This is a genomic window from Methylobacterium sp. 37f (assembly GCF_023093475.1).
Classification (GTDB): Bacteria; Pseudomonadota; Alphaproteobacteria; order Rhizobiales; family Beijerinckiaceae; genus Methylobacterium.
The window spans coordinates 1-18,576 of the sequence record NZ_JAGHKN010000009.1 but is presented as its reverse complement, the minus strand read 5'-3'; the positions used below and the strand labels follow the sequence as shown (position 1 = coordinate 18,576).

Here is an 18,576-nt window from a genome sequence, read left to right as displayed (position 1 = left end):
GACTCAGCCCGCTCGCCGGATCTTGAAGGATTCGAGATATTCCTTCGGCTTGGCCGGATCGAAGGTCTTGCCCATGACCACGAAGCTCTTGGTGGTGGTCTCCGGCGGTGTCAGGCCGTTCTGCTTCATCAGCCTCGCGGCATCAGTCGCCAGATAGACCTTGGCGGCCACGGCCTGGTAATCGACCTCGCCTTTGATCTGCCCCCAGCGCTGCATCTGGGTCATGATCCAGACCGCGAAGGACTGCCACGGGAAGGCATCGAAATCGACGCGATCGGGCACCTTGCGCACGGCGCCGAGGCCGTCCGCGAAGGTGCCGGTGAGGACCTGTTCCACCACCGTGACCGGCTGGTTCAGGTAGTTGGCCGGCGCGATCTGGGCGGCGATCTCCTTCCGGTTCTCGGGCTTCGAGGCGTAGGTCGTGGCCTCGATGATGGCCCGCAGCAGGGCCGCGTAGGTGTTCGGCGTCTGGGTGATGAAATCCTGCGAGGCCGCGAAGGCGCAGCACGGATGCCGATCCCAGATGTCCTTCGACAGGATGTGGATGAAGCCGACGCCGTCATAGACCGCGCGCTGGTTGACCGGGTCCGGAGCCAGGAAGCCGTCGATGTTGTCGGCGCGCAGGTTCGCGACCATGTCGGGCGGCGGTACGGCGCGGATCTGCACGTCTGTGTCGGGGTCGATGCCGGCTTCCGCGAGGTAGTAGCGCAGCAGGTAGTTGTGCATCGAGTAGTCGAACGGCACCGCGAGCTTGAAGCCCTTCCAGTCCTTCGGGTCGCGCCGGTCCTTGTGCTTCATGGCAAGCGTGATGGCCTGTCCATTGACGTTCTCCACCGCCGGCATGGTGTAGGGCTGCGGATTCGAACCGACGCCCAGCGAGATCGCGATCGGCATCGGCGCCAGCATGTGAGCGGCGTCGTATTCGCGGTTCAGGGTCTTGTCGCGGATCACCGCCCAGCCGGCGGTCTTCACCACATCGACGTTGAGACCCTGCTTCTCGTAGAAGCCCATGGGCTTCGCCATGATGATCGGCGTCGCGCAGGTGATCGGGATGAAGCCGATTTTCAGGTCCGTCTTCTCGGGCTTGGCGCCCTCGGCGAAGGCCTCGGCGATCAGGCGGGTCGGCAGGAACTGGCTGACAGCCGCCAGGGCGGTCGCCGCCCCGACGCTGCGCAGGAACGCCCGCCGCTCGGCGTCGTGCGGAAACAGCGCCCGCATCACCGTCCCGTCGACGACACGCTGGATGGCCGCGTCGCCCACCGGCTGGGCCGCATCGTGTTCACCTTGCGAGCGGTGCACACCACACGAGCAGCCGCCCTGGCCAAGCCGCCGGGAGGCGTCGAAAGGATTGTCGAACAGGGCCATGGCTGCCTCGCCGCTGAGAAGTACAGCCTGCTCCGCAACCCCCGTGCCAGGATCAGAAAAGAACTTTCTCTGAGCTTTCACATAATCTTAGGTCGATGCGATCTTCATACGAGATTTCGTGTTTTACGAGATCTCGTGGTTTTACAACGAAATCTCGTCGTGAGATAAGGCTTCATGCTTTCCGTTCAAGCACCGCTCGATCTCGGCCTCGCCTTCCGCGAAAGCCGTGAGCCGATGCTGGTGCTCGACCCGGATCAGGATCGCGTCGTCGAGGCCAACCCGGCGGCCGCCGACCTGCTGGGCTATGATTCTGCCGTGCTGCGGGGGATGCCGGCGAGCGTCCTTCATCCCGGCCAGCTGCCGACGCTGATCGTCTTCACCCAGGCGGTCCAGGCCAAAGGCCGGTGGTGGACCCACGCGCTGACTCCGCGCCACGGCGAGGGCAAAACCCTGCGGCTCGAATATGCGGGTTCGCTTCTTCTCAGCCACGCGCCGCTGATGCTGGTGACCCTGGCCGATCTCGATGCCCGCCGCCGGCGTCAGGTGGACGCCCAGGCGGATGCCCACATGCGGGCCGGCCTATCCGAATGGCAGCGGATGGAGCGGATCTTCCGCGATCTCGAGCGCGAGAACCAGCTCATCCTGCGGGCAGCCGGGGAGGGCATCTACGGCGTCAACGCGGACGGGGTGACCACCTTCGTCAATCCGGCCGCCGAGCGGATGCTGGGCTGGTCCGCCGCCGACCTCGTCGGGCGGGACATGCATGCCACGGTGCATCACACCCACCCGAACGGCGCGCATTATCACCACCATGATTGCCCGATCTACGCGGCGTTTCGCGACGGCGCCGTGCACCAGGTCGACACGGAGGTGTTCTGGCGCCGTGACGGACGCGCGTTCCCCGTGGAATACACATCGACACCGATCCGCGATCGGGGCCGCCTTCTCGGCGCGGTGATCGTCTTCCGCGACATAGGCCCCCGCCGCGAAGCCGACGAGCGCCTGCGCCAGGCCCTCGCCGAAGTCGATTCCCTGCGTGAGCGCCTGGAGCTCGAAAACGCCTACCTGAAGGAAGAAATCCGGCTCGAAAGCCATCACCAGGGCATCATCGGGCGATCTCCGGCCATCGAGGCGACTCTACGCCAGATCGATGTGGTGGCCGGCACCGACGCAACCGTCCTGGTCACCGGCGAATCCGGCACAGGCAAAGAATTGATCGCCCGGGCGATCCACGAAGCCAGCCGTCGCTCCGACCGCCCCCTGATCCGGGTTAATTGCGCCGCTGTGCCGCGCGAATTGTTCGAGAGCGAATTCTTTGGCCATGCCCGAGGTGCCTTCACGGGTGCTGTCCGCGACCGGGTTGGCCGTTTTGAATTAGCGGATGGCGGCACGCTCTTCCTTGATGAGGTCGGCGAAATCCCCATCGACCTTCAGGGAAAGCTTCTCCGGGTCCTGCAAGAGCGCTCGTTCGAGCGGATCGGCGAGGAGCGCACCCGGGCCGTCGATGTCCGGCTGATCGCCGCCACCAATCGAGACTTGCGGGACGAGGTACGCCGGGGACGGTTTCGTGAAGATCTGTATTTTCGCCTCAACGTCTTTCCGATCGCGGCAAGCCCCTTACGCGAACGACCGGAGGACATTCCCCTGATCGCACAGCACTTTCTGAAGGGCGCAGCCCGACGCCTCAACATCGCGGAGCCGCGCCTGACGGAAGGCGACGCGCGCCGGCTCAGCCGCTACGCCTGGCCGGGCAACGTGCGCGAGTTGGAGAACGTCATCGAGCGCGGCGCGATCCTCGCCGTCCGCGGGCGCCTGCATCTGGACCTGCCGGAGATCGACGCGCCCCCCCGCCATCGTGAGCCGGCTCCGGCCGAGCCCGCGCTTGCCGTCCCGACGGAGACCGAACGGCGCGCCCGTGACCGGGCCGAGATCGAGGCGGCCCTGGTGCTCACCGGTGGCAAGATCTTCGGACAGGGAGGCGCCGCCGAGATGCTCGGTCTGCGCCCGACAACGCTCGCCTCCCGCATCAAAGCCCTGGGCATCAATCGTCGCGACCTGCTCAATCACCGGTGACAGTTTACCCCGCGCCTGTCCCAAACAGCTTCTTGGGGAGCGATTGCAACTGGGCAGCCCGTGCAGGCGGTTGCCTGTCAGGCTTCCGGTGTTTCCTAAAGCCGGTCGCAGAATGCGATCGGAACGCCTTGGCACACAAGTACCGGCCGCGGTCTTCGTCAAGCGAGGTCGCGATGCTCGGCGATGCCAAATTGGAGATACTGTGCGAGCGGATCGACTCCCGCTGCCGCCACATCCGGGTTCGCGGCAAGATAGGCCTTCGTGTTGAAGAAAGCCGAGGGATTGCGCCTCTCTTTCCAACCGAACCGATCGAAGTGAGCCAGGGGATCGATACCGGCGGCGGCCACGTCCGGATTCGCGGTGAGATAGCCGGAGGTCGAATACAGCGGGTTGGGATCGCGCCCTTCGCGCCAGCCGAACTCGGCGTAATGCTGACCCGGACCCACCTGCACCTGCCAGACATCGCGTTTCATGGCGAAGTAGAACAGGCCATCCACGAGAGGAGAGCCTGAGGATTCGTTGATCGTACCGTCGCTGAAGTTCAGCCGCTCGATGCCGGTGACATCGTGGACCGCGGTACCGAAGCGGCCAGCCTCCTGTTTGCATGGAGTGCCGGAACGCGTGCCCGGGATGATGTTCGAGCGTCAAGGCGGGCATGGCTCGCAAGACGCGATGTTTCGCTCCGTCGCGGCCAAGATCGTCCGCAACCAAGATCCTTCCCGCGCCGAAGTGCGCCAAAGCGCGTCTTCCTCGCCGATCAGCGAGCCGCGGCCGGGAACGAGCCGATCCGAACAGTGCCGCCGATCGCCCCGTCAACCGGAGCCCGGGCCAGCAGACCAAGCTTCAGAGGAGGACCAGAGCCGCTTCCTTAGACATTGGCTGGGGCGCCAGGATTCGAACCTGGGAATGGCGGTACCAAAAACCGCTGCCTTACCACTTGGCGACGCCCCATCGCGCTTGGCGGAGGTGTGTCTAGACGCAGTGCCGGGTGCTGGCAACAGGGAGGGAAGGCGCTTTATGGTCGTTCGTCGATAAGCGGAGGGTCGGAGCATGGGCGGGCGGATCGCGATCGTGACGGGAGCCGGCTCGGGAATCGGACGGGTGGTGGCCCTGGGCCTCGCGGAAGCCGGGTTTCATTTGGTCTTGGCCGGCCGCCGCCGCGCCCCCTTGGAGGAGGTTGCCGGCTTGGCTGAGACGTGCGGGGTCTCCGCCGAGGCTGTTGAGACCGATGTGGCTGATGAGGCTTCCGTGGCGCAGCTGTTTGCGCGGGTGTCCGAACGGTTCGGTCGCCTCGACCTGCTGTTCAACAACGCGGGCGTGTTCACCCCGGGGGCGGCCATCGACGCGGTCACCCTCGACGATTGGCGGCGGTCGGTGGACGTGAACCTCACCGGAGCCTTCCTGTGCACGCAGGCGGCGTTCCGGATGATGAAGGCGCAGGCACCACGGGGCGGGCGCATCATCAACAACGGCTCGATCGCCGCACAGGTGCCGCGCCCCCATTCGGCGCCCTATGCGGCCACCAAGCATGCGATCACCGGCCTGACCAAGGCGACCGCCCTGGACGGGCGCCCCTACGACATCGCCTGCGGGCAAATCGATATCGGCAATGCCGAGACGGAGATGACGGACGGCATCGCCCTCGGTGCACGTCAGGCGGATGGAAGCATTCGCGCAGAGCCGGTCATGGATGCCCGGCACGTGGCCGACGCAGTGGTATACATGGCCGGGCTTCCGCTTTCCGCCAACGTCCCGTTCCTTACCGTGGTCGCCACCAACATGCCCTATCTCGGGCGCGGCTGAGTTTTGCGCATCGCGCTCGAAACGCCTACAGAACAGCCCTTCTTCGCTTAGACGTCGCGAACGCAGCGCCGCCGCGCGCGGACCCGGAAATTATTGCCCGCCATGCTGATGCAGACCGAGACCAAAGCTCCGGAGACGAAGGCCGATCCGGTCGCCCGGCGCCGCACCTTCGCGATCATCTCGCACCCGGATGCCGGCAAGACCACGCTCACCGAAAAGCTGCTGCTGTTCGGCGGCGCGATCCAGCTCGCCGGCGAGGTCAAGGCGAAGCGCAACCGCGTGTCGACCCGCTCGGACTGGATGGGTATCGAGAAGGAGCGCGGCATCTCCGTGGTCACCTCGGTGATGACCTTCGAGTACGGCGACTGCGTCTTCAATCTCCTCGACACTCCGGGCCACGAGGACTTCTCGGAGGACACCTATCGCACCCTGACGGCGGTCGACTCCGCCGTGATGGTCATCGACGCCGCGAAGGGCATCGAGGCGCGCACGCGCAAACTGTTCGAGGTCTGCCGGCTGCGCGATATCCCGATCGTCACCTTCATCAACAAGCTCGACCGGGAAGCGCGAGATCCGTTCGAGCTTCTCGACGAGATCGAGAAGGTGCTGGCGCTCGACGTGGCACCGGTGACCTGGCCGATCGGCCGCGGACGCAGCTTCGCCGGCACCTACGACCTGGGCAACGGTCGGGTCCGCCGCCTGGACGCGGCCGACGACGCCGGCACGGTGGCGGTGACGGGCGTTGACGATCCGCTGTTCGACCAGCTGTTGACGGAGAACGGCGAGGCCGCGACCTGGCGCGAAGAGGCGGAGCTTGCCGAAACCGGACTGAAGCGGTTCGATCTGGCGGCGTTCCGCGAGGGCCATCTGACGCCGGTGTTCTTCGGCTCGGCCCTTCGGAACTTCGGCGTACGCGATCTCATCGACGGGCTTGCCCGCTTCGCGCCGCCACCGCGCGGGCAGGATGCCGACAAGCGCCTCGTGGAGCCGACCGAACCGAAGATGACCGGCTTCGTCTTCAAGATCCAGGCGAACATGGATCCGAACCATCGCGACCGGATCGCCTTCATGCGCGTGTGCTCGGGCCGCCTGAACCGGGGCATGAAGGCGAAGCTGGTGCGCACCGGCAAGCCGATGTCGCTCTCCGCCCCGCAATTCTTCTTCGCCCAGGACCGGGCCATCGCCGACGAGGCCTTCGCGGGCGATGTCGTCGGGATCCCCAACCACGGAACGCTGCGAATCGGCGATACCCTGACGGAAGGCGAGGAGATCGTGTTCCGCGGCGTGCCGAGCTTCGCACCGGAGATCCTGCGTCGGATCAAGCTGACCGATGCCATGAAGGCCAAGAAGCTGAAGGAAGCTCTCCAGCAGATGGGCGAGGAGGGCGTCGTTCAGGTCTTCCGACCGCATGACGGCTCCCAGGCCATCGTCGGGGTCGTCGGCGCCCTGCAGCTCGACGTGCTGAAGGAGCGGCTCCAGGCCGAGTACGGCCTGCCGATCGACTACGAACCGACACGCTTCTCGATCTGCCGCTGGATCACGGCCGAGACGGCGCCAACGCTCGACAAGTTCATCGGCAGCCACGGGTCCGCCATGGCGAGCGATCTCGACGGCGCTCCCGTCTTCATGGCGACCACGGCCTTCTCCCTGCGCTACGAGGAAGAGCGCGCGCCGGACATTCGCTTCAGCGACATCAAGGATTATCAGAAGCGGGCGGCCTGAGGCCAAGCTTTCGCGGCCCGTGACAAGTGCCGCGAAATTGTTTCTCCTGCATGATCTGAGTGGAGACAGGTTTTCACAAATCGGATACCCTTCCGGATCTTCGCTCTCGGCGCCTTCACGCACGAGCAGACGCGGAAAGGCTTGGGCCTCGACGTCGTGAGCTTCACCCCTGCGAGAGGGCTTGAGCGATGACGACTCTTCCTGTCGACGATTTCGGCCATGCTATGGCGCGGCCAGCCGTGAACACGATCGATGGCCATGATCTGTCCATGGCTTTGCGACGCGGCGTCGATGATTTCCTGGCGATGCCCACCCATGCGCTGTTCATCGGGTTGATTTACCCCTTGGTGGGGGTCGTCCTGGCGACCGTCGCCTTCGGGCTGGAGATCCTGCCGCTGGTGTTCCCCCTGGCCGCAGGCTTCGCCCTGATCGGACCCTTCGCGGCCATCGGGCTATACGAACTAAGCCGCCGACGTGAGCAGGGGCTGTCCACCGAGTGGGCCCTGGCGTTTGCCAATCTCACTCGGCCGGCAGCCGGCGCGCTCACCGGCATGGGCATGTTGCTGACTGCGATTTTCGTGAGTTGGCTGGTGGCGGCCCAGGGACTCTACTGGGCGCTGTACGGCGATGCAGAGCCAGCCTCGCTGCTGGACTTCGCCCGAGATGTCTTCCTGACGCCGCGCGGTTGGGCGCTGATCATCGTCGGGAACCTCATCGGGTTCGCCTTCTCTCTCGTCGTGCTGGCGATCAGCGTGGTTTCGGTGCCGATGCTCGTCGATCGGAACATCGATCTTGCGACGGCGATCGAAACCTCGCTGGCCGCTTTCCGCAGGAATCCCCGCATCCTGACAGCCTGGGGCTTCATCGTGGCCGGTCTTCTGGTGCTCGGATCTCTGCCGCTCTTCGCCGGGCTCGCGGTGGTCATGCCAATCCTCGGGCACGCGACATGGCACCTTTATCGGCGGGTGGTGCCCGCCTGAGGGGACGGCGCAATCCGTACCCGTCGGGGGCGAATTCAGAACTTACCCAGCATCGGGAAATCGATGTTCAGAGCCGATTCCGCAGCGAGCGGCGCTTCACGCCGGCGCGGCTTGCGGTTGATGACCTGCTTGAGCTTGGTCTTCAGCACCGACATGTCGAAGGGCTTGAGGATGAAGGCGTCCGCACCGGCTTGGTGCGCGAGGTTGATGTCCTCGAAATCGAAGGACGCTTCGGTGAGGAGGAAGGGGGTGTTCATCAGGGCGTCGTCGGCCCGGATCTCACGCAGAAACGAGAGCCCGTCCATCGGCTCCATGTCGAGGTCGGAAATCACGAGGGAGTAGCGACGCTCACGCATTCGCTCCAGAGCCGTGACGGCGTCGGTCACACCCTCGACATCCGGGAAGCCGAGCCGGTTCATCAAGAGGATGATCAGCTTAAGCAACTTCTCCTGATCGTCGACGATGAGGATCGCGGGCGTATCGCTCATGGAATATCACGGGTTTGAGGACAGGACCCCGATGTCGGACTGAGCCGCGTCGGCATTAGACGAACAGATGGTCGATGCCCTGCTTCGTCATTGACTCAGCCTGCAGGGTCGCCGCCAGGGCGTGGATTGCGGTGCTCTTCGGGGTTCCGCGCTGGAACATGGGGAGAAGGGCGGCCTTCTGAAACAGCGCGTCATTCGTCGGACCCCGTATGCCAGTGGTGAAGGAGTTCACGAATTCCCGTTTCACGATCTCGCGCCATTCGACGATCTGAACATCGCGGTGGCGGGAATCGCTGCTGATCCGCGCGAAGGTATCGCTCACCGACGTACGCTCGCCTTCGATGATCTGGGCCGCGAAATTCTGCTCGATGATCAGGAAACTGGTGATCACCGAGAATTCGTTCTTCTTCTGCGCCTGCCGCGTGATCTCGCCGATCTGCCGGGTCCGCGTGGGCGCATCCGCCGCGAGGTTCAATCGCGAGAAGTAGATCAGATGGACGAGGGTCGACCGTTTGGCTCTCATGATAGCGATCCACCGCCTTCAATTCCGGGACACTAGCGGAATCGGCGATAACGTCGCGTAAACAAGATCCTTCGACCAAAGCGCCTCGGCAAAAGCTGCCGATCCGGCCGTCTCCCGGCCGTTCCTGCCGGGTCATCCCTGAAGAAAAACCATTAGTGACAATGCCTTACGCTTGGCACGTGGATTGCTGGACGAGATCCGGTCCGTGCCGCTCTGCGCCGGCGAAGCGATCGTCACACAAGGTTTTCGGTCATGGATGTCTTCTCCGCGATGCAGACGGCCGTCTCCGGCCTGAAGGCTCAGTCCTTCTCGCTGGAGAACATTTCCGGGAATATCGCGAACTCGCAGACCACCGGCTTCAAGCGGGTTGATACAAGCTTCGTCGATCTCGTCGCGGAACAGCAGTCCCCGAGTCGGCAGGTCGCCGGATCCGTCTCCGCAAATTCGCGGCAGACCACCACGGTGCAGGGCGGCCTGAACGCCACCGACATCGGAACCAACATGGCGCTCAACGGCGAAGGCTTCTTCGCGGTCACGACCAAATCCGGCGACGCCAACGGTCAATCCAGCTTCGTGACCGGCGATACCTATACAAGGCGCGGGGATTTTGCCCTGGATAAAGACGGCTATCTCGTCAACGGGGCCGGCTCCTACCTGAAGGGCAGCAGCCTCGATCCGGTCACCGGGCAGGCGACCGCCGAGGGTCCGATCCAGGTCGCGAACACGATTCTACCGGCACAGCCGACCTCGACCATCACTTATTCGGCCAACCTGCCGAAGACGCCCGCGACCGCCAAGGCCAATGCGAGCCAACCCGGCACCGAGCTTCTCGGCACCCTGGCCTCGGGGGCCAACCCCGCCATCCTGTCCGGGACCGGCACCGCAACCGTGTCGGCGGCCGACGCGACTAGTTTCATCAACGGCAGCATCTCGGGCCCAGTCCTCACCGCCTACACTGCGGGGGGAGCCCCCGTCACCCTCACGACCCGTTGGGCAAAGGTTCAGAACGGCAATGCGGCGGCGGGGACGAATGATGTCTGGAACCTGTTCTACGCCAATCAGAGCACGGTCCTGAGCACTAATAGTACTTGGACGAACGCCGGGACGGCTTTCCAGTTCAACAGCAGTGGCCAATTGACTGCGCCCGCGGCCAGTTCGGTGACGATCCCCGCCCTCACGGTGGATGGCGTTAATCTAGGGAACATTCAGCTTTCCTACGGCACCGGGGGCCTGACTGGCTACACCTCCTCCGGCGGCACCGTCACCACGAATGCGCTGACCCAGAACGGCTCTACATCGGGCACCCTGAACAACCTCAGCATCACCAAGGACGGCAAGATCGCCGGTTCTTACAGCAACGGCAACACGGTCGCTCTGGCGAACATCAAGGTGGTGCAGTTCATCAATTCGGATGGCCTGAAGGCGACGTCAAACGGCACCTATCAGCAGACCCTCGACTCCGGCACGCCGCTCGTCGGTCTCGGTACCACCTCGATCATCGGCGGCAATGTCGAGCAATCCAACACCGACATTGCGAGTGAATTCTCGAAGATGATCGTAACCCAACAGGCGTACTCTGCCAACACGAAGGTCATCTCGACGGCGCAGGACATGATATCCGCGCTGATCAACATCATTCGCTGAGGACACCCGCGACCGGACGTGAACCGACAGGCAAGGGAGAAGCCTCGTGAGCTTTAATGCGATCAACACCGCCTCGGCCGGCCTGAAGGCGACCCAGGCCGCCATTGGCGTGGTCTCGCAGAACATCGCGAACGTCGGCACCGTTGGATACTCCAAGCGTACCCTCACGTCCGTGGCGCAGGGCATCGGCAATTCCGGCGTCTCCATCGGAACGCTCGGCCGCGCCTTCGATGCGGCGTCCCTCAAACAGTTGCGGATGGAAACCTCTGGGTCCGCCTATACGGGCTTCCTCTCGACGGTTCGCACGTCCCTCGACCAGCTCTACGGGATGCCCGGATCGTCGACCGCGCTCGATGGCGTCGTCAACGACTTCGCGCTGTCCCTGCAATCATTGACCAACGATCCGACCTCCGCACCGGCCCGTGCCACCGTGGTTTCCAGGGCCGCGAACCTCGCCTCCACCATCGGCACCATCGCGCAGGGCGTACAGGATCTGCGCTCGGCCACCGAAAGCCAGCTCGGCAGCGACACGGCCAAGGCCAACGATTATCTGTCCTCGATCGCGACCCTCAACACGCAGATTACCAGCGCCTCCGACGAGGGCGCCCGTGCCAGCCTGCTTGACCAGCGCGACCAGGCCATCAACGGATTGTCCGCCTTTCTCGATGTGCAGACGGTGGATCAGCGCGACGGCACGGTGACGGTGATCACCACGTCCGGAATGACCCTGGTCGATCGCGGTGCCGCGGCGACCTTGAGCTTCGACGGCCGAGGCGCCCTGGATCCGGATTCGGCCTATACGCAGGATTCGGCGACGCGAGGCGTTGGCACCATCACCGCCACGACCCCCGGCGGCTCTCGCGTCGACCTCATCGCCTCGCAGGCCATTCGCTCGGGCTCACTCGCGGCAGCCATCGAGTTGCGCGACTCGATTCTGCCCCAAGCCCAGCGGCAGCTCGATGAACTCGCCGCCGGGCTGTCCCGCTCCATGTCCGACCGAGCCGCCGTCGGCACCGTGCCCTTGGATGGAACGGCGAATGCGCTGGACATCGATCTCGCCGGCCTCAGCTCGGGAAATGCGATCACGGTCAGCCTCAAGGACGCGATGGGCGTCTCGTATAATCGTGTGCTGATTCCCTACAGCTCGGCGACCCCACCGAGCGTCAATCGCGCGGATCTCAGCGATCCGAACGCCAAGATCAGCATGATCAGGCTGACCAATCCGACAACGGATCTTCGCGCCGCCCTGCAGGCTGCCCTCGGCTCCGAATTCAATGTCAGCAACCAGCCGGGCGCCGCCGCCGGCAGCTTGCGCATCGCCAGCAACCCGGCCGCCGGTGCTCCGACGCTTCTCGGCATCAGCGCCAGCGTAACTCAGGCCGCGAATCCAACGGACTTCCAGACCGGCAAGCCACAGATCCCGCTCTTCCTCGACAGCAGAGGCAAGGGGACGCTCTATACCGGCTCCTTCGAGGGCGGATCGCAACTGACCGGCTTTGCCCAGCGGATCACCGTCAACCAGGCCGTGGCCACCAACACCGCCCAACTCGTCAACACGGCGTCCAACACCCTGGCGTCAGACGCGACGCGCCCGCAATACCTCTACGGAGCGCTCATCGGCTCGAGCCGGACCTTCGCGGCGGCGAGCGGCATCGGGGGCGTCGACGCGCCCTACACATCCAGCGTCCAGGATTTCGCCCAGCGCATCATCGACACGCAGGGCGCCGGCGCCGCTTCCGCGCAGAGCCTCGACGAGGGCCAGGGAATCGCGCTGGCGACGGCGCAGGCCCGGGTCGCATCGGTGTCGGGGGTGAGCATCGACGAGGAGATGTCGAAGCTCGTGCAGCTCCAGACTGCCTACAGTGCCAACGCGCGCGTGCTCACGGCCGCCCGCGACCTTCTCGACACCCTGCTGCGGATCTAGGACGAGTCCGCGGTGTTCAGGCCTTCCCAACGCAAAGCCCGACCGAGGTCACGCATTCTCCCGAGGAACCGATGAGCATCGCTCCGTTCAACGCCAGCACCTATCTCGGCGACCGCAACACGGCCAATCTTGTCGGCCTGAAGGGTCGCCTCGATACGCTGACCAACCAGCTCGCCAGCGGCAAGACAGCCACGACGTATGGTGGCCTTGGGACGGGTCGCACCACCAGCCTCAGCGCGCATGCGGCCCTGAGCGCCCTTGATGGGTACGATGCAGCCATCACGGGCGCGACCACGCGCGTTACCCTGGCCAACCTGAGCATCACCCAGATCAACAATCTCGGTACCAATCTTCAGCGTTCGCTCGCCGCCAGCAACGGCTCGACCATCGACAACACGCCGCAGATCGCCCGCAACAGCCTGGACGCCGCGATCGATGCCCTGAACATCGACATGGGCGGCCAATACTTGTTCGGCGGGCGCGCGACCGATGCACCGCCGGTGGCCACTGCCGATACCATCCTGAACGGAGATGTCGCCCGGAACCTTGACGGACTGAAGACTCTGATCGCGGAACAGAAGGCAGCCGATCTCGGAACGGGTTCCGGCCGGATCACGACCGCGGCGAACGGCGCGACCGTCAGCCTCTCGGAAGACGGCATCGGCGCGGCCGGCATGGAGATGCGCGCCAATTTCGGGTTTCGACTGCTCGGCGCAACGAGTTCCAACCCGGCCGCGATCGAGCCGAGTGCGACCGGTGGCGGCGCACCGTCCAACGTCAGTTTCAAGTTCGCGGCGGCTCCGCAAGGGGGGGACCGCATCCGGGTGACCCTGGATCAACCCGACGGCACCCAGACCTTCGTTGATTATGCAATCAAGGCTGCAGCCACCGACGATGATCCGACAGCGCTGCGTCCGGATGTTGCCGAGGCCGTATTGAACCAGCGGTTCGGAGCGGATCGCGAGAAGAATTTTGGCAAAGCCACCGTCGCTGGAATCCAGGGGCCGGATCGGGTCGGAATCACCTCGACCTATAGCGGGGGCACGCCCGCGTCTCTGACCCTGGGCCTGATAGGGACGCCCCTTGCGGGCGACACCGTGACCGTCAGCGTCGGCCTGCGCGACGGCACGACCCAGACCTTGACCCTCACCGCCAGGGCCACCGCCGATGCCGCCTCCACGACGGAGTTCTCCCTCGAGGGCGACCGGGAGACCATCGCCAAGAGCCTGTCGAACGCCGTGACCAATGCCCTGAAGGGGTCTGCCTCGACCAGTCTCGCGGCCAGTTCGGCATCGCGGGCGGCGCAGGATTTTTTTGCCGGATCGCAATCGCCGGGCTTCGCTCCACGGCGCATCACGTTCGCCAACGGTCAGGCCACAGGTTACACCGAGCAGGCGAGCACCAAGACGGTGATCTGGTATAAGGGCGACGATACGTCTCCCGATCCGCGCGCCACGGCCACCGCTCAGATCGGCGCCAATCGAATCCTGAACATCGGCACCCAGGCCAACGAAGCGCCGATCCGTGCCGTGCTCTCGGGTCTTGCGATCATCGCGGCTGATCCGGGAACGACCGCCGTCAGCGGGACGCCGGACGCACAGCGCTTCAGCGCACTCGCCGACAGCGCCAGAGCCCTCCTGGTCACAGACTCGCGCAAAGGGGGCGGTGTTCCCGGCATTGCGAGCGATATGGGGCTTGCCGCCAACACACTCTCGAACACCAAGGCCGACAACCGGACCAATCGCGCCACCCTGGAGGGCTCGCTCGACGGCGTGGAAAACATCTCGGCCCAGGAGGTGACCGCCCAGCTGCTGCAACTCCAGACGCAACTTCAGGCGAGCTATCAGGTCACCTCGATGCTTTCGAAACTGAACCTCGTGAACTATCTCAGCTGACGCGCTCGCGCAGCGGCTTTCGGCTGACGAAGCAGCAGCTTCCGGCTGTCGAAGCAGCAGCTTCCGGCCGCCGAACTTGGCCGGGAAGGTGGGATGGCTTATCCCGGATTTCGGTTCAAGGACGGGAGACCCGGCATGACCTCTGCGATGCGTGCCGCATCGGCGATCGGCCTCGCCGCGCTTTTCGGCGGAGACCTTGCCGCGTCGGCGCAGCCGGGGGAGCGACCGAAACCGCATCCGGACCTGCGGCAGCGGGAGACCCGCCAGCCCTGCCCGAAGCAGGGTTCCGGCTTCGTGCGCGTTCCGAGCTCGCCGACCTGCATTCGCCTGAGCGGCCGGGCGGTCGGCGCCCTGGATATCGGCAGTCACGGCACTGCGCCCGTCACCGCGGGGCAGCTCTCGATCGACACCCGCAGTGAATCCGAGTTCGGGCCGGTGCGCGCCTTCGTGCGGATGGGCCACGGGCGGCCCTGACGCGCCACCCGGCCGTCGATCGCGTTCCTTGGTCCGTCGTCAGAGGCTGCGCGATAGGACCAGGGGCTGGCTGCGGGCGCCGCCGCTGCGTCCATAGGGGGAGGGCGCCTGCGAGGGGCGACCGTAGACCGTGGGGGTTCGAGCCCGGTCGATCTCGTCCACCAGGGTCTTTACCAGGCCTTCGGAGACGCCCCGCGCCGTGGCGAGGACCGCCTGATTGGTCTCCAGCGCCTGAGCAAAGCGAAGATGCGCCGCCTTCAGGGTTTCGATGTCCTCCGGTGCGAAACGGGCGAGCACGATGGCATTGGCCTTGATCGCCTCGAGCCCCTGGAAGTAGGCCGCCGCCAGGGCGGATTTGCGATCCATATCCGCAAGTCCCTCACGCATTCGACCGACCCGGATGTGATCGCTTTCCCGGGCCAGCACGGCTTCCAGCGCTTCGAGGCTCGCCAACACGCCGGTGACCAGCGCCTGAGCGCCGGCGCGGTCTGCGATGCGAGGCGTTTGTGTCTCAGCTGACCTTTGCACCGCCACCCTCCTGCATCTTCATCATCTCACGGAACACCTGATCGGCGATGCCGACGCCGCCGCTCTTCACGATCTGGCCGGCATATTCCTTGGTCAGCATCGAACGGTACACGCCACCGCCGGTGCCGTTCTCGCCGAGCGGGCCATCGGTGCCTTCGGATTGCGACAGGCGGTCGAGGGACTGCTCGAGAAACATCGATTCGAAATCCGTCGAAGCTTTCTTCGCCTTGGCCTCAGCGGCGGTTTTGGCGGCCGTGGCGGTGCCCGAGCCGACCGCACTTTGGACGGTCTTGGCGATGTCTCCGACGATGGCCTTGCCGACCCCAAGGGCGGCGCTGGCGGCGAGGGGCGCGAACAGCATGGGATTACCTCTCGGGTCGGTTTGAGGAGATGGAGAGAACAGGCATCACATCACCTCGATGTCGGCCTGCAGGGCGCCGGACGCCTTGATCGCCTGAAGGATCGAGATGAGATCGCGAGGACCGATACCGAGGGCGTTGAGGCCGTCGACGAGTTCCCGCAGGGTCACGCCCTCCTTCACGACGGCGAGCTTGTTGCCGTCGCCGGTATCGACCTTGACGCCGGTACGCGGCACCACCGTCGTGGCGCCGTTGGAGAGGGGAGCGGGCTGGCTGACCTGCGGCTGTTCGGTGATCGTCACGGTCAGGTTCCCCTGCGCGATCGCCACGGTGGAGACGCGCACGTCACGCCCCATGACGATGATGCCGGAGCGCTCGTCGACGATGACCCGCGCAGTCTGGTCCGGCTCGACCTTGAGTTGCTCGACCTCGGTCACGAGCCGGATCATGTTGCCGGTGTAGCGGGCCGGAATCTGCAGAGTGACCGTGGCCGGGTCCGTCGGCTCGGCCGTGTCCGCCCCCATGAAGTCGTTGATCGCGGCCGCGATCCGCTTGGAGGTCGTGAAGTCGGGGTTGCGCAGGGAGAGACGAAGCGACCGCATGTCGTTCATCTTGAACGCCATCTCGCGCTCGATCATGGCCCCGTTCGGAACGCGCCCGTTGGTCGGCACGCCGCGCGTGATCTTGGCGGCGTCCCCTTCGGCGGAGAAGCCCGCGATGGCGACCGAGCCCTGGGCCAGGGCGTAGACTTCGCCGTCGGCGCCGAGCAGAGGCGTGACCAGCAGGGTACCGCCCTGGAGAGACTTTGCGTCGCCGAGGGAGGAGACTGTGATGTCGATGCGATTCCCCTGGGTCGCGAAAGGCGGCAGGCTCGCCGTGACCATTACGGCCGCCAGATTCTGAGTGCGCATGGTCGCCCCGCGGGTGTTGACCCCGAGCCGTTCCAACATCGCCTGCAACGATTGCTTGGTGAACGGGATGTTGTTCAGGGTATCGCCGGTGCCATTGAGGCCGACGACGATGCCGTAACCAACGAGCTGGTTTTGGCGCACGCCCTCGACGCTGGCGAGATCCTTGACCCGCGACAGGGCGAGGACAGGAGCCGCATGGCCGAAAACCAGGGCCATCGCTGCCAGCAAGCCAATGGTGAAGCGATGAAGCCGGGACGGGCCGTTCTTACTGTCAGGCATGGGGCTCTTCGCAGCAGGGATGTCCCGGATACCTTGCCAGGACCATGCCAAGCCAATCGTTTCTCCAATCCGTTGGAATTGAATGGTTTTCTTCTGCGAGGGCAGGAATGTTCGATCCGTCGGACTGATTGCTTCATGCCGACCCGGCATTTTCTGCCGGGCTCTTTACGCCGGCTTAACCATCATCGGCGGATTCTCACGGTGCAGGGCGCACCGCCGCCCCGATTGGTCTTTTCCCATGCGCGTCGATCCCCGCTTCGTCACCTTGAACACCGGTCCGGCGGCCGCGGGCGCTCGTCGCAACGACACCATGCGGTCCTTTACCCTTTCAGACCCCGGCAAGGCGTCCACCAGCGCTGCGGCCACCCCGGCAGCCTCTCTGGCCGGACTCGATGCGATCCTGACCCTCCAGAGCAACGCGGACACCCCAGAGGAGCGTCGACGGCGCTCGACCCAGCGCGGCAGCGACCTCCTTGATGGGCTGGACCGCCTCAAGGCGTCGCTCATCATGGGACGGGTCTCGACGCGCGACCTCCAGTCCATCGCGCGCCGCTTGGCCGACCGGACCGGGATCAGCGGTGACCCGCGTCTCGACGGTCTGATCGCCGATATCGAGTTGCGGGCCGCCGTCGAACTTGCCAAGCTCTCCCCCTCGGCAGCATTCTGACCTGCCTAGCGGAGGGCGGGGCACCAACCAACTCAGCGCCCCGCTTCTCCCCTCGTCCTCGAGGGACCGTTCAGCCCTTGGTCTTCGCTTTGGCGCGCGGCGCCTCCTCGGCAGCCTCGGCCTCTTCGCTTCCATCCGTGTTGATCCGCTCGGCGATCTCGCTGAGGAGCGCGTCGGTCTTCTTCTCCTCCTCGAGAGTCTGTTCCAGAAGCTTGGCGGCATCCGCGTAACCGAGCTGCCGCGCCCAGGTCTTCAGCGTCCCGTAGCGAGCGATCTCGTAGTGCTCGACAGCTTGGGCACAGGCAGCCAGCACAGCGTCGGCGGCCGGGCTGTCGGCGAAATCTTCGAGATCCTCTTCCATCTCCGAGGTGATGCCCTGCATCGCTTCGCAGGTCTTGGCGCGCGCCGGCTTGCCGATGATCTCGAAGACCTGTTGAAGTCGCTCGACCTGCTCGGCGCTTTCCTCGGCATGCGTCTCGAAGGCGCTGCGAAGTTCCTCGTGCTGAGCCGCTTTCGCCGACTTCTTGAGGGCTCGAACCGACTGCTTCTCGGCGTAGTAAACGTCTTTCAGCGTCTCATAGAACGCATCGTGCAGAGACTTGACCTTGGTCGCCATGAGATATGCTCCGGATCGTAGGAGAAAATAATCACTTGCCGAGAAAGCAATCGGCGCATCGACTGCATGGTTCGCAGTGAATATTGAGCGATCCCCGCAAAACCACGTCGATACAGCCAAACAAGCAAAGCCAGTCTGACCGTCGTCGGCCCCAAGCAACAACCATAAGTTAGACCGATTATCTTAGTTGTGGTAAACTAGAGCGTTTTCCACGATCCCTGAGTCGTTGCGGCGAGGTGAGCGTTGATCCCTGAAGGTTCGTCAGGGAGATCGCCATGGCCCGTGCCTACAGTCACGATCTGCGCATTCGCGTCCTGGACGCAGT

The 18,576-nt window shown here is 64.8% G+C and carries 17 protein-coding genes and 1 tRNA gene; 9 read left to right on the top strand and 9 right to left on the bottom strand.

Annotated elements, in window-relative coordinates:
* Window positions 1-3: 3 nt before the first annotated feature.
* Entirely contained in the window at window positions 4-1,365 is a 1,362-nt protein-coding gene (locus tag J7U37_RS08150) for a CmpA/NrtA family ABC transporter substrate-binding protein (RefSeq protein ID WP_247635388.1), read from the bottom strand.
* Window positions 1,366-1,539: 174 nt separating this feature from the next.
* Here J7U37_RS08150 and J7U37_RS08145 point away from each other — a divergent pair, with 174 nt between their 5' ends.
* Window positions 1,540-3,438: a sigma 54-interacting transcriptional regulator gene (locus tag J7U37_RS08145; RefSeq protein WP_247635387.1), complete on the top strand. Its 1,899-nt coding sequence runs from the start codon at window positions 1,540-1,542 to the stop codon at window positions 3,436-3,438.
* A 158-nt stretch (window positions 3,439-3,596) separates the two neighbouring features.
* Here J7U37_RS08145 and J7U37_RS08140 read toward each other — a convergent pair whose 3' ends face one another.
* Window positions 3,597-3,935 carry a hypothetical protein gene (locus J7U37_RS08140; RefSeq protein WP_056186288.1) on the bottom strand — a complete coding sequence of 113 codons (339 nt, stop codon included), beginning with the start codon at window positions 3,933-3,935 and terminating at the stop codon, window positions 3,597-3,599.
* A gap of 379 nt (window positions 3,936-4,314) precedes the next feature.
* A tRNA-Gln gene (locus J7U37_RS08135) sits at window positions 4,315-4,389 on the bottom strand.
* A 99-nt stretch (window positions 4,390-4,488) separates the two neighbouring features.
* Here J7U37_RS08135 and J7U37_RS08130 point away from each other — a divergent pair.
* The 3 genes from J7U37_RS08130 to J7U37_RS08120 all read left to right on the top strand — a co-directional run bounded on the left by J7U37_RS08130 (window position 4,489) and on the right by J7U37_RS08120 (window position 7,943).
* The gene (locus tag J7U37_RS08130) at window positions 4,489-5,241 is read left to right on the top strand and encodes an SDR family oxidoreductase (RefSeq protein WP_247635386.1); all 753 of its coding nucleotides are present in this window, start codon (window positions 4,489-4,491) and stop codon (window positions 5,239-5,241) included.
* Between the two features lie 102 nt (window positions 5,242-5,343).
* Window positions 5,344-6,963: a peptide chain release factor 3 gene (locus J7U37_RS08125; RefSeq protein ID WP_247635385.1), complete on the top strand. Its 1,620-nt coding sequence runs from the start codon at window positions 5,344-5,346 to the stop codon at window positions 6,961-6,963.
* Window positions 6,964-7,202: 239 nt separating this feature from the next.
* Window positions 7,203-7,943 carry a DUF2189 domain-containing protein gene (locus tag J7U37_RS08120; protein ID WP_247635384.1) on the top strand — a complete coding sequence of 247 codons (741 nt, stop codon included), beginning with the start codon at window positions 7,203-7,205 and terminating at the stop codon, window positions 7,941-7,943.
* A gap of 35 nt (window positions 7,944-7,978) precedes the next feature.
* On the opposite strand, the gene J7U37_RS08115 is transcribed toward J7U37_RS08120, so the two are convergent.
* Both J7U37_RS08115 and J7U37_RS08110 read right to left on the bottom strand, forming a co-directional pair.
* Entirely contained in the window at window positions 7,979-8,431 is a 453-nt protein-coding gene (locus J7U37_RS08115) for a response regulator (protein WP_056186277.1), read from the bottom strand.
* A 55-nt stretch (window positions 8,432-8,486) separates the two neighbouring features.
* Entirely contained in the window at window positions 8,487-8,954 is a 468-nt protein-coding gene (locus tag J7U37_RS08110; RefSeq protein WP_056186274.1) for a BLUF domain-containing protein, read from the bottom strand.
* Window positions 8,955-9,206: 252 nt separating this feature from the next.
* Between J7U37_RS08110 and J7U37_RS08105 the strand changes: the two genes are divergently transcribed.
* From J7U37_RS08105 to J7U37_RS08090, 4 genes are all read left to right on the top strand, one after another.
* Window positions 9,207-10,598 (top strand): flagellar hook-basal body complex protein, encoded by a 1,392-nt coding sequence (locus J7U37_RS08105; RefSeq protein ID WP_247635383.1) that lies wholly within the window; start codon window positions 9,207-9,209, stop codon window positions 10,596-10,598.
* A gap of 46 nt (window positions 10,599-10,644) precedes the next feature.
* Window positions 10,645-12,522 carry a flagellar hook-associated protein FlgK gene (gene flgK, locus J7U37_RS08100; protein WP_247635382.1) on the top strand — a complete coding sequence of 626 codons (1,878 nt, stop codon included), beginning with the start codon at window positions 10,645-10,647 and terminating at the stop codon, window positions 12,520-12,522.
* A gap of 71 nt (window positions 12,523-12,593) precedes the next feature.
* A complete protein-coding gene (locus J7U37_RS08095) occupies window positions 12,594-14,417 on the top strand; it encodes a hypothetical protein (protein WP_247635381.1) in 1,824 nt (607 codons plus the stop codon).
* Window positions 14,418-14,552: 135 nt separating this feature from the next.
* A complete protein-coding gene (locus tag J7U37_RS08090; protein ID WP_247635380.1) occupies window positions 14,553-14,891 on the top strand; it encodes a porin in 339 nt (112 codons plus the stop codon).
* A gap of 39 nt (window positions 14,892-14,930) precedes the next feature.
* Here J7U37_RS08090 and J7U37_RS08085 read toward each other — a convergent pair whose 3' ends face one another.
* Genes J7U37_RS08085 through J7U37_RS08075 form a run of 3 tightly spaced genes read right to left on the bottom strand, consistent with a single transcriptional unit; the run spans window position 14,931 to window position 16,905 of the window.
* Window positions 14,931-15,419, bottom strand: coding sequence for a hypothetical protein (locus J7U37_RS08085; RefSeq protein WP_056186609.1), 489 nt, complete (start codon window positions 15,417-15,419; stop codon window positions 14,931-14,933).
* Window positions 15,403-15,780 (bottom strand): rod-binding protein, encoded by a 378-nt coding sequence (locus J7U37_RS08080; protein ID WP_056186259.1) that lies wholly within the window; start codon window positions 15,778-15,780, stop codon window positions 15,403-15,405. Before J7U37_RS08080 ends, J7U37_RS08085 begins: the two co-directional genes overlap by 17 nt.
* Window positions 15,781-15,825: 45 nt before the next feature.
* Window positions 15,826-16,905, bottom strand: coding sequence for a flagellar basal body P-ring protein FlgI (locus J7U37_RS08075; protein ID WP_056186607.1), 1,080 nt, complete (start codon window positions 16,903-16,905; stop codon window positions 15,826-15,828).
* A 301-nt stretch (window positions 16,906-17,206) separates the two neighbouring features.
* Between J7U37_RS08075 and J7U37_RS08070 the strand changes: the two genes are divergently transcribed.
* Window positions 17,207-17,635: a flagellar assembly protein FliX gene (locus J7U37_RS08070; RefSeq protein ID WP_056186256.1), complete on the top strand. Its 429-nt coding sequence runs from the start codon at window positions 17,207-17,209 to the stop codon at window positions 17,633-17,635.
* Window positions 17,636-17,705: 70 nt separating this feature from the next.
* On the opposite strand, the gene J7U37_RS08065 is transcribed toward J7U37_RS08070, so the two are convergent.
* Window positions 17,706-18,251: a ferritin-like domain-containing protein gene (locus tag J7U37_RS08065; protein ID WP_056479641.1), complete on the bottom strand. Its 546-nt coding sequence runs from the start codon at window positions 18,249-18,251 to the stop codon at window positions 17,706-17,708.
* Window positions 18,252-18,576: the final 325 nt, after the last annotated feature.

Bases quoted from the DNA above. Each gene is read 5' to 3' on its own strand.
- J7U37_RS08150 (WP_247635388.1), bottom strand. From the start codon at position 1,365: ATGGCCCTGTTCGACAATCCTTTCGACGCCTCCCGGCGGCTTGGCCAG.
- J7U37_RS08145 (WP_247635387.1), top strand. From the start codon at position 1,540: ATGCTTTCCGTTCAAGCACCGCTCGATCTCGGCCTCGCCTTCCGCGAA.
- J7U37_RS08130 (WP_247635386.1), top strand. From the start codon at position 4,489: ATGGGCGGGCGGATCGCGATCGTGACGGGAGCCGGCTCGGGAATCGGA.
- J7U37_RS08125 (WP_247635385.1), top strand. From the start codon at position 5,344: ATGCTGATGCAGACCGAGACCAAAGCTCCGGAGACGAAGGCCGATCCG.
- J7U37_RS08115 (WP_056186277.1), bottom strand. From the start codon at position 8,431: ATGAGCGATACGCCCGCGATCCTCATCGTCGACGATCAGGAGAAGTTG.
- J7U37_RS08110 (WP_056186274.1), bottom strand. From the start codon at position 8,954: ATGAGAGCCAAACGGTCGACCCTCGTCCATCTGATCTACTTCTCGCGA.
- J7U37_RS08105 (WP_247635383.1), top strand. From the start codon at position 9,207: ATGGATGTCTTCTCCGCGATGCAGACGGCCGTCTCCGGCCTGAAGGCT.
- J7U37_RS08095 (WP_247635381.1), top strand. From the start codon at position 12,594: ATGAGCATCGCTCCGTTCAACGCCAGCACCTATCTCGGCGACCGCAAC.
- J7U37_RS08090 (WP_247635380.1), top strand. From the start codon at position 14,553: ATGACCTCTGCGATGCGTGCCGCATCGGCGATCGGCCTCGCCGCGCTT.
- J7U37_RS08080 (WP_056186259.1), bottom strand. From the start codon at position 15,780: ATGCTGTTCGCGCCCCTCGCCGCCAGCGCCGCCCTTGGGGTCGGCAAG.
- J7U37_RS08075 (WP_056186607.1), bottom strand. From the start codon at position 16,905: ATGGCCCTGGTTTTCGGCCATGCGGCTCCTGTCCTCGCCCTGTCGCGG.
- J7U37_RS08070 (WP_056186256.1), top strand. From the start codon at position 17,207: ATGCGCGTCGATCCCCGCTTCGTCACCTTGAACACCGGTCCGGCGGCC.
- J7U37_RS08065 (WP_056479641.1), bottom strand. From the start codon at position 18,251: ATGGCGACCAAGGTCAAGTCTCTGCACGATGCGTTCTATGAGACGCTG.